The organism is Mesorhizobium sp. M7D.F.Ca.US.004.01.2.1 (genome assembly GCF_003997785.1).
Lineage (GTDB): Bacteria > Pseudomonadota > Alphaproteobacteria > Rhizobiales > Rhizobiaceae > Mesorhizobium > Mesorhizobium loti.
In genome coordinates this window covers 1-8,447 of record NZ_RZRQ01000253.1, presented here as the reverse complement: position 1 = coordinate 8,447, position 8,447 = coordinate 1, and the positions used below count along the sequence as shown (strand labels likewise).

Genomic DNA, 8,447 nt, shown 5'->3' with positions numbered 1-8,447 from the left:
CCCTGTGGGTCGCTGCCGATTGCCTCGGCGGCGTTCTTGACCAGGTTGAGGAACACCTGGATGAGCTGGTCACGGTTGGCAAACACCGGAGGCAATGAAGGATCATAATCCTCCATTATCTTGATTCTCTTGGCAAAACCGTTTTTGGCGATGGCCTTCACATGGTCGAGCACGACATGGATGTTGACGGGATAGCGATCGATCGGCCGCTCGTCGGAAAACACCTCCATGCGGTCGACCAGCGATACGATGCGGTCCGTCTCGTCGGTGATCAGCCGCGTCAGCGCGCGATCCTCGTCGGAAGCCGACAGTTCGAGCAGCTGGGCGGCACCCCGGATGCCGGAGAGCGGGTTCTTGATCTCATGGGCAAGCATCGCCGCCAGGCCGGTGACCGAGCGTGCCGCACCGCGATGCGTCATCTGCCGGTCGATCTTGTCGGCCATCGACCGTTCCTGGAACATCACCACGACGGAGCCCGGATATTCCGGCACCGGGGCGACGTAGAGATCGACGACCTTCTCGATGCCCAGGCGCGGCGACGACACGTCGACGCGGTACTCGTTGACCGGGGCCCGACGCTCGCGCACCTGATCGACCAGCGTCAGCAGCGGGCTGCCGAAGGGAATGAGCTTGGACAGCGTGTTGCGCGCCAGCATCGTCGCGCTCGAGCGAAAGAAGTCTTCCGCGTCGGCGTTGGCGTAGGTGATGAACCCTTGCTCGCTGATCATGATCACCGGGCGGCGGATGGTGTTGAGCACGATCTGGGCGGCATCCGCCATTTCAGCGCCCTGGCCAGCGGCGGCGTTCATGCGGCGCTCCGCAGGTTCAAAGGTTGCGGATCGCGCGAAAACACATCGCGCAGCAAGGCGATGACGCGTGCGGGCTCGAATGCGGTCAGTATGGCCTTTCGGCTGTCGTCTGCGACACCGCCGGCATGACGATCGAGATACCAGCCGAGGTGCTTGCGCGCCTGGCGCAGACCGCTCTCGACACCGTAGAGCGCGAGCATGTCCTCATAGTGGGAGACGACATAGTCGGCCAGTGCCATCGGGTTTTGCGGGACGTTGGTCGCAGTCTCGCCCGCCGCTGCCGCCGCACTGCTGCCTGCGATCCACGGTGCACCATAGTGGGCACGGCCGATCATCACAGCGTCTGCACCCGACTGATCGAGGATAGCAGCCGCTTCTGCTGGCGAAGACACGTCGCCGTTGGCGACGACCGGGATGGACACGGCTTCCTTGACGCGGGCGATGGCGCGCCAGTCGGCCTTGCCTTGATAGAACTGGCAACGCGTGCGGCCGTGCACGGTCACCATCCTGACGCCGGCCTGTTCGGCGCGGCGCGCCAGCATCGGCGCGTTGAGCGCGCCTTCGTCCCAGCCCAGCCGCATCTTGACCGTCACCGGCACCTCGACCGCGCCGACAACGGCGTCGATCAGCGACAGTGCATGGTCGAGATCCAGCATCAATGCCGAGCCGGCATAGCCACCAGTGACCTTCTTGGCCGGGCAGCCCATGTTGATGTCGATGATGTCGGCGCCCTCGCCGGCGGCTATACGCGCGCCTTCGGCCATGTGCGCCGCCTCGCGGCCGGCAAGCTGGACCATATGGACCGGCAGGCCGGAGTGGCGTATGCGCAGGTTGAAACCGGCCCTGCCCTTGGCAAGCTCGCCGCTGGCCACCATTTCGGACACGACCAGGCCCGCGCCGTGCGCGTGGGCGCGCTGCCGGAACGGCTCGTCGGTAATTCCCGACATCGGTGCGAGGAACACGCGATTGCGGATTCTCACACCACCGACATCGAGCGGCGCGGCCAATTTGGTCAAGTTAACCATGCACAAAAACCAAGCATGTTCATTCGTTGCACATTCTCTAGCCAGAACCGCCGCAATGTGCAACGCGGAATGACGCCACATTAAGGCGCAATTGGGAAAATGCTGGCCTTCGGGATTGGCTGTGACCAAAGCGCCGCGCGTCCTTCAGGACGCGCTAAGGACGCTTTGGAATTTCATAGTTAGCGCATGATCTTTCCGAAAACCGATTACACTTTTCGGGATCGTGCGCTAGGACCAATCTGCAATGACTGACGCAAGTGAAAATCACGTTTCGAGTGCGGATGGCAAGGTCGCGGTGGTGATCGTTGCGGCCGGCCGTGGCGCGCGCGCCGGACAGGCCAACGGGCCGAAGCAATATCAACACATTGGCGGCTTTGCCGTCATCGCGCACACGCTGGAAATTTTTCTTGCCCACCCGCGGACCAGCGAGATTGTCGTCGCCATCCATGCCGACGACCACGAGCTGTTCCGGCAGGCGGCGGGCGCCAATGCCGAGCGCGTCACCGCTGTCATGGGTGGGGCGACCAGGCAAGAGTCTGTCCGGCTCGGATTGCTTGCGCTGAGAGGCCACGCTCCGGCGCAGGTTCTGATCCACGACGCCGTGCGTCCGTTCGTCGATGCGGAGTTGATCGACCGCACCATCGCCGCAATCGGCGAGCGCGAGGGCGCGTTGCCCGCTTTGCCCGTCGCCGACACGCTGAAGCGCGAGTCGGCCTCTGGCGTGGTTGGCGAAACCGTTTCGCGCAGCGGGCTCCACGCGGCGCAAACGCCACAGGGCTTTCCATTCTGGCCTATCCTTGCCGCGCATGAGAAAGCCCATCATCTGGGAAAAATGGATTTTACCGATGACGCGGCGATCGCCGAATGGGCGCATATTCCGGTAAAGATCGTTCCGGGCTCGCCGGACAATATCAAACTCACCTGGGCACGGGATATTGCGATGGCGGACCAGCGGCTTTCCGGCGAACGTGTTCGCTTCCCCGACATCCGTACCGGCAATGGCTACGACGTCCACGCCTTCGAACCCGGCGACCATGTCACCCTGTGTGGCGTCGCCATTGCGCATGACAAGAAACTGTCCGGCCATTCCGACGCCGATGTCGGCCTGCACGCCCTGACCGATGCGCTGCTGGCGACTTGCGGCGCCGGCGACATCGGCACGCATTTTCCGCCGTCCGACCCGCAGTGGAAAGGCGCTGCTTCCCGGATCTTCGTCGAGCATGCGGCAAGGCTGGTGCGCGAGCGCGGCGGACGGATCGCCAATGCCGATATCACGCTGATCTGCGAGGCGCCGCGCGTCGGCCCGCATCGCGAGGCGATGACCGCAGCCCTTTCGCAGATGCTGGCAATTTCACCGGACCGCATCTCGATCAAGGCGACAACCAATGAGAAGCTCGGCTTTGTCGGGCGCGAGGAAGGCATTGCGGCGATCGCCACCGCCAGCGTGGTCTTTCCCGGCGAGGTGCCGGAATGAGCAACAACGAGCTGGCAAATGCCCTGCTGCAAGCCTGCCAGAAGCGCGGCGTCATGCTGGCGACGGCGGAAAGCTGCACCGGCGGTATGATCATCGCCGCGCTGACCGACATCGCCGGTTCCTCCGCTGTGGTCGATCGCGGCTTCATCACCTATTCCAACGAAGCCAAGGTGGACATGCTCGGTGTTTCCGCCGCCACGCTCGAGGCGCACGGCGCGGTTTCGCGCCAGACGGCGATCGAAATGGCAACAGGCGCGCTTGCGCGTTCGCGCGCGGGACTGACCCTGGCGGTCACCGGCATTGCCGGGCCTGGCGGCGGTTCCACGGAAAAACCGGTCGGTCTGGTCTGGTTCGGCGTCAGCCTGGACGGCCAGAGCGTGACCGCCGAACACAGATTGTTTGCCGACAAGGGTCGCGACTTCATCCGCCGGGAAACGGTACGGCACGCGTTGGAGTTGGGTCTGCGCGCGCTTGGCCAGCCTCAGGCCGAGGACGCCGCACCGTAGATGACTTCGGCACGCTTCTCGAAAGCCTCGGCGAACATGCGGAAGGCGCGGTCGAACATGGTTCCCATCACCGCGCCGAGAATACGGCTCTTGAACTCATAGTCGATGAAGAAGCGGACGGCGCAGCCGGCGCCGTCCGGTTCGAAACGCCAGACATTGCTCAGATATTTGAATGGGCCGTCGATGTACTTCACGTCGATGGTGTTCTCGTCCGGCTTCAGCAGCACCTGCGTCGTGAAGGTTTCCCGGATCGCCTTGTAGCCGATGCTCATGTCGGCGAGGAGAACTGTGCGTCCGTCGCGCTCCTTGCGCGAGCGAACCGTCAGCGCCTCGCAAAGCGGCAGGAATTGCGGATAAGATTCGACATCGGCGACCAGCGCGAACATCTGCTCCGGTGTGTGGGATACGCGACGGATGGCTTCGAATTTTGGCATAAAACCAGCGAGTTAGGCTGATTTCTTGAGAAGCGCTTCCCGTGCCGCGCGCAGCCGGGCGAAATCGTCGCCGGCGTGATGCGACGAGCGCGTCAGCGGGCTCGACGCCACCAGCAGGAAACCCTTGGTCCGGCCGATCGTCTCGAAGGACTTGAATTCCTCCGGGGTGACGAAACGGATCACCGGATGGTGCTTCTTCGACGGCTGCAGGTACTGGCCGATGGTCATGAAGTCGACATTGGCCGAACGCAGATCGTCCATCAGCTGCAGGATTTCATTTCGCTCCTCGCCCAGGCCGACCATGATGCCGGACTTGGTGAAGATCGACGGGTCGAGTTCCTTGACCCGCTGCAACAGCCGGATCGAATGGAAATAGCGGGCGCCCGGCCGAACCGTCAGATAGTTCGACGGCACGGTTTCCAGATTGTGGTTGAAGACGTCGGGCTTGGCCGCCACGACGATCTCCAGCGCGCCGTCCTTGCGCAGGAAGTCTGGCGTCAGGATTTCGATCGTCGTCAACGGCGTTGCCGCGCGGATGGCGCGGATGACCTCGGCGAAATGCTGCGCACCGCCATCGGTGAGATCGTCGCGGTCGACCGAGGTGATGACGACATGGGTCAGGCCCATCTGCTTGACGGCGTGCGCGACGCGGGCCGGCTCATCGGCATCAAGAGCTGTCGGAATGCCGGTGGCGACGTTGCAAAACGCGCAGGCGCGCGTGCAGATCTCGCCCATGATCATGAAGGTGGCGTGCTTCTTTTCCCAGCACTCGCCGATGTTGGGGCAGCCGGCCTCTTCGCAGACCGTCACCAGCTTGTGCGATTTGACGATTTCGCGCGTTTCGGCATAGCCCTTCGACATCGGCGCCTTGACGCGAATCCAGTCGGGCTTGCGCAGCACATCCTGATCAGGCTTGTGCGCCTTTTCCGGATGCCGCAAGCGCGGAGCGTTGGCGATCGTATCGAGGACAGTGACCATCGGGAAACCTGGTTCATTCGCGACCGCCAGTCAGGCGTTCGCTGTCATAAGTTCATCTAAGACTTTTTAACGCAAAGAAAAAGGCCGCGACGGCGCATGCCGCAACAGCCTTTTTCGCATAGCAGCTCTTCAGTGATGTTAACGGCGCACCAGACGCCCCGCCCAGATCAGCAGGCAGGCTCCGATAAAGCCGGTGATCAGATAGGCGGTCCAGCCGATACCGAACACACCGATGTTGAGTGCCTGGAGGATGGCGTTCAGCACGACCGCGCCGACGATACCCAAAACAATGTTCATGAAGATGCCGGTGTTGCTCTTCATGACCATTTCGGCGAGCCAGCCTGCCAGGCCGCCGATGATGATGGCTGCAATCCAGCCGACGCCATTCAGGTGCATATGCCTTCTCCTTGTGTGATGGATGAAAATGCATCCGCAAACTAAGTACCTTGCCGCCGGGTTCCATCTGTGCCAGCGCTTTCAATTTATCACGCGTTGAGCGCGCGGCCATAGGCGTCGAGCACGCTTTCCTTCATCATCTCCGACAGCGTCGGGTGCGGGAAAATGGTGTGCATCAGTTCTTCCTCGGTCGTCTCCAGGTTCATCGCCACGACAAAACCCTGGATCAGTTCGGTCACTTCGGCGCCGACCATGTGGGCGCCGAGCAGCTGGCCGGTCTTCTTGTCGAAGATGGTCTTGATGAAGCCCTGGTCCTCACCGAGCGCGATGGCCTTGCCATTGGCGGCGAACTGGAAGCGCCCGACGCGGATATCCTTGCCCTCTGCCTTGGCCTTCGCTTCCGTCAGGCCAACGGACGCGACCTGCGGATTGCAATAGGTGCAGCCGGGGATCTTGAGCTTGTCAGTGGCGTGCACGCCGGGGAAATTGGCGATTTTTTCGATGCACACCACGCCCTCATGCTCGGCCTTGTGGGCGAGCATCGGCGGGCCGGCGACGTCGCCGATGGCGTAAATGCCGGGTACATTGGTCTTACCGTAGCCGTCAATGACGATGCAGCCGCGTTCGGTCTTCACGCCGAGCGCTTCCAGCCCGAGATTCTCGATGTTGCCCTGCACGCCGACGGCCGAGATCATGCGGTCGGCGGTGATCTTCTCGACCTTGCCGTCCTTCATCTCGACATGTGCGGTGACCGAGTTGGCACCCTTCTCGACCTTGGTCACCTTGGCTTCGAGAATGATCTTCATGCCTTGCTTCTCGAACTGCTTCTGCGCGAATTTCGAGACTTCGGCGTCCTCGACCGGCATCACCGCAGGCAACAGCTCGACCACCGTCACGTCGGCGCCCATGGTGCGATAGAAGGATGCGAATTCGATGCCGATGGCGCCCGAACCCATCACCAGCAGCGACTTCGGCATTTCCGGCGGCACCATCGCCTCGAAATAGGTCCAGATCAGCTTGCCATCCGGCTCGATGCCGGGCAGCGCGCGCGGCCGCGCTCCCGTCGCCAGGATGATGTGCTTGGCGGTGTAGGTGCCCTCGCCCTTGACGCCTTTCGGCACCGGCGGCTGCGGCTCCATCGGCTTCTTGGCCGTCTTTGACACGACGATTTCGCCGGGTTTCGAGAGCTTGGCCTCGCCCCAGATGACGTCGACCTTGTTCTTCTTCATCAGGAAGGCAACACCGCCATTGAGCCGCAACGAGACTTTTCGCGATCGGTCGACCACCGCCGACGTGTCGACGCTGACCTTGCCGTCGAGCTTCAGCCCGTAGTCCTTCAGGTGATCCGAATAGTGCATGATCTCGGCCGAGCGCAGCAGCGCCTTGGTCGGGATGCAGCCCCAGTTGAGGCAGATGCCGCCGAGATGCTCGCGCTCGACGATCGCCGTCTTGAAGCCAAGCTGTGCGGAACGCACCGCGGTGACATAGCCGCCAGGGCCGGAGCCGATGATAATGACGTCGTAGTTCTCAGCCACGGTATTTCTCCTTCACAATTCCAGCATGACGCGCACGATCGGCGTCAGCGCCTTGCCGATTTCTCGCGTGTTTTCGGCATCGAGGTGAACGCCATCGAGCGGTGTGGTTTGGGCCACGCTGCCGGCGTCGAAGAAGCCACAGCCGGCTTCGTCGGCGAGCGCGGCATATTGCGGTGCCAAAAACTTCGAGGCGTCATCGCCACCGGCGAACATTTCCTTGAAGTCGGCATTTTCGGTGCGGCTGACTACAGGCGGCGCAACGATCAGGATCTGCGGCGCCGGCCAGTCGAACGGGTAGTCGTGACCACGCACGATGTCGATCAACCGCTGGATGCCTTGCTTGGCCGCGACCGGATTGCCGTGGATCCACGGCTTCATGTCGTTGGCGCCGAGCATGATGACAATCAGGTCGATCGGCGCATGCGTCGTCAGGACCGTCGGCAGCAGCCTGGCGCCGTTGCGATCAGCACCGGCCAGATGATCGTCGAAGGCCGTGGTGCGGCCGTTGAGGCCATCGGCAATCACTTGCACGCCGGCGCCTAACGCTGCTTGCAGCACGCTCGGCCAGCGGTCTTCCAGCGCATGGCGGCCGCCTTCGGCGTTGTAGCCCCAGGTCAGCGAGTCGCCGTAACAAAGAACCGTCTTCATGCGCCCACCCGTGCGTTGATCAAACCGCGTCCCACCCGCCAGCGCACGAACAGCCAGTGAACCAGCACAGTGGCCAGGTTCGGCAAAACCAGGCCGGCGATGATTGGCATGTCACCTCCCCACTGGCGCTTGCCGATCGGCTGGGAGAACGTCCAGCCGATCAAGCCGAGTCCGATCAGCACGAACAGGACAATCGCGCAAAGGGCCAGCCAGTCGATGATCGCCGGTGCGTTCGAAAAGAGCTGTGCAATGAAAAACACGATCGTCACGCAAATGGTGACAAGCGCGGACGCCATGAACACGAGAATGTATTCTTCCTGCGCATCGGTTTCGACCGCCAGCAATTGAGCGACGAGGCCGCCGGCGAATCCGGAAAGAATGAAAGCGAAGAGGCTGGTGAAGACCATCCGCACCGCCCTCTCCCGTCCTAAACCAGCATGCCCATCGGATTTTCGATCAGCCGCTTGAAGGCGACGAGCAGTTCGGCACCCAGCGCACCATCGACGGCGCGATGATCGGTCGACAGCGTCACCGACATCACGGTGGCTATTCTGATCTCGCCGTTCTTGACCACTGCCCGCTCCTCGCCGGCACCGACCGCCAGGATGGTCGCATGCGGCGGGTTGATGACTGCGGCAAAAT

11 protein-coding genes are annotated in these 8,447 nt (G+C 62.5%); 2 read left to right on the top strand and 9 right to left on the bottom strand.

Annotation, left to right across the window (positions count from 1 at the left end; translation table 11 throughout):
* Both EN993_RS26265 and dusB read right to left on the bottom strand, forming a co-directional pair.
* On the bottom strand, window positions 1-809 hold an 809-nt coding region (locus EN993_RS26265), incomplete at its 3' end, for a histidine kinase dimerization/phospho-acceptor domain-containing protein (protein ID WP_127265217.1).
* The gene (dusB, locus tag EN993_RS26260) at window positions 806-1,834 is read right to left on the bottom strand and encodes a tRNA dihydrouridine synthase DusB (RefSeq protein ID WP_127265216.1); all 1,029 of its coding nucleotides are present in this window, start codon (window positions 1,832-1,834) and stop codon (window positions 806-808) included. The genes EN993_RS26265 and dusB, both read right to left, overlap by 4 nt.
* Window positions 1,835-2,078: 244 nt before the next feature.
* Here dusB and EN993_RS26255 point away from each other — a divergent pair, with 244 nt between their 5' ends.
* Entirely contained in the window at window positions 2,079-3,308 is a 1,230-nt protein-coding gene (locus EN993_RS26255) for a bifunctional 2-C-methyl-D-erythritol 4-phosphate cytidylyltransferase/2-C-methyl-D-erythritol 2,4-cyclodiphosphate synthase (protein ID WP_126069168.1), read from the top strand.
* The gene (locus EN993_RS26250; RefSeq protein ID WP_127265215.1) at window positions 3,305-3,814 is read left to right on the top strand and encodes a CinA family protein; all 510 of its coding nucleotides are present in this window, start codon (window positions 3,305-3,307) and stop codon (window positions 3,812-3,814) included. Before EN993_RS26255 ends, EN993_RS26250 begins: the two co-directional genes overlap by 4 nt.
* Here EN993_RS26250 and EN993_RS26245 read toward each other — a convergent pair.
* The 7 genes from EN993_RS26245 to EN993_RS26215 all read right to left on the bottom strand — a co-directional run.
* Window positions 3,790-4,248, bottom strand: coding sequence for a type II toxin-antitoxin system RatA family toxin (locus tag EN993_RS26245; protein ID WP_127265214.1), 459 nt, complete (start codon window positions 4,246-4,248; stop codon window positions 3,790-3,792). The two genes, EN993_RS26250 and EN993_RS26245, sit on opposite strands and share 25 nt — an antisense overlap.
* 12 nt (window positions 4,249-4,260) lie before the next feature.
* On the bottom strand, window positions 4,261-5,226 hold the full coding sequence (gene lipA / locus EN993_RS26240) for a lipoyl synthase (RefSeq protein ID WP_127265213.1): 966 nt from the start codon (window positions 5,224-5,226) through the stop codon (window positions 4,261-4,263).
* A 138-nt stretch (window positions 5,227-5,364) separates the two neighbouring features.
* Window positions 5,365-5,622: a GlsB/YeaQ/YmgE family stress response membrane protein gene (locus EN993_RS26235; protein ID WP_109671323.1), complete on the bottom strand. Its 258-nt coding sequence runs from the start codon at window positions 5,620-5,622 to the stop codon at window positions 5,365-5,367.
* 89 nt (window positions 5,623-5,711) lie between these two features.
* The gene (gene lpdA / locus EN993_RS26230; protein ID WP_109671324.1) at window positions 5,712-7,157 is read right to left on the bottom strand and encodes a dihydrolipoyl dehydrogenase; all 1,446 of its coding nucleotides are present in this window, start codon (window positions 7,155-7,157) and stop codon (window positions 5,712-5,714) included.
* Between the two features lie 12 nt (window positions 7,158-7,169).
* Complete coding sequence (locus EN993_RS26225) at window positions 7,170-7,805, bottom strand: SGNH/GDSL hydrolase family protein (RefSeq protein ID WP_126069174.1); 636 nt, start codon at window positions 7,803-7,805, stop codon at window positions 7,170-7,172.
* Window positions 7,802-8,212, bottom strand: a complete 411-nt coding sequence (locus tag EN993_RS26220; protein WP_245468968.1) for a hypothetical protein — start codon at window positions 8,210-8,212, stop codon at window positions 7,802-7,804. The genes EN993_RS26225 and EN993_RS26220 overlap by 4 nt, the downstream gene beginning before the upstream one ends.
* Before the next feature lie 20 nt (window positions 8,213-8,232).
* Window positions 8,233-8,447 (bottom strand): 2-oxo acid dehydrogenase subunit E2 (locus EN993_RS26215; protein ID WP_206532419.1); only part of this gene is annotated, 215 nt, incomplete at its 5' end.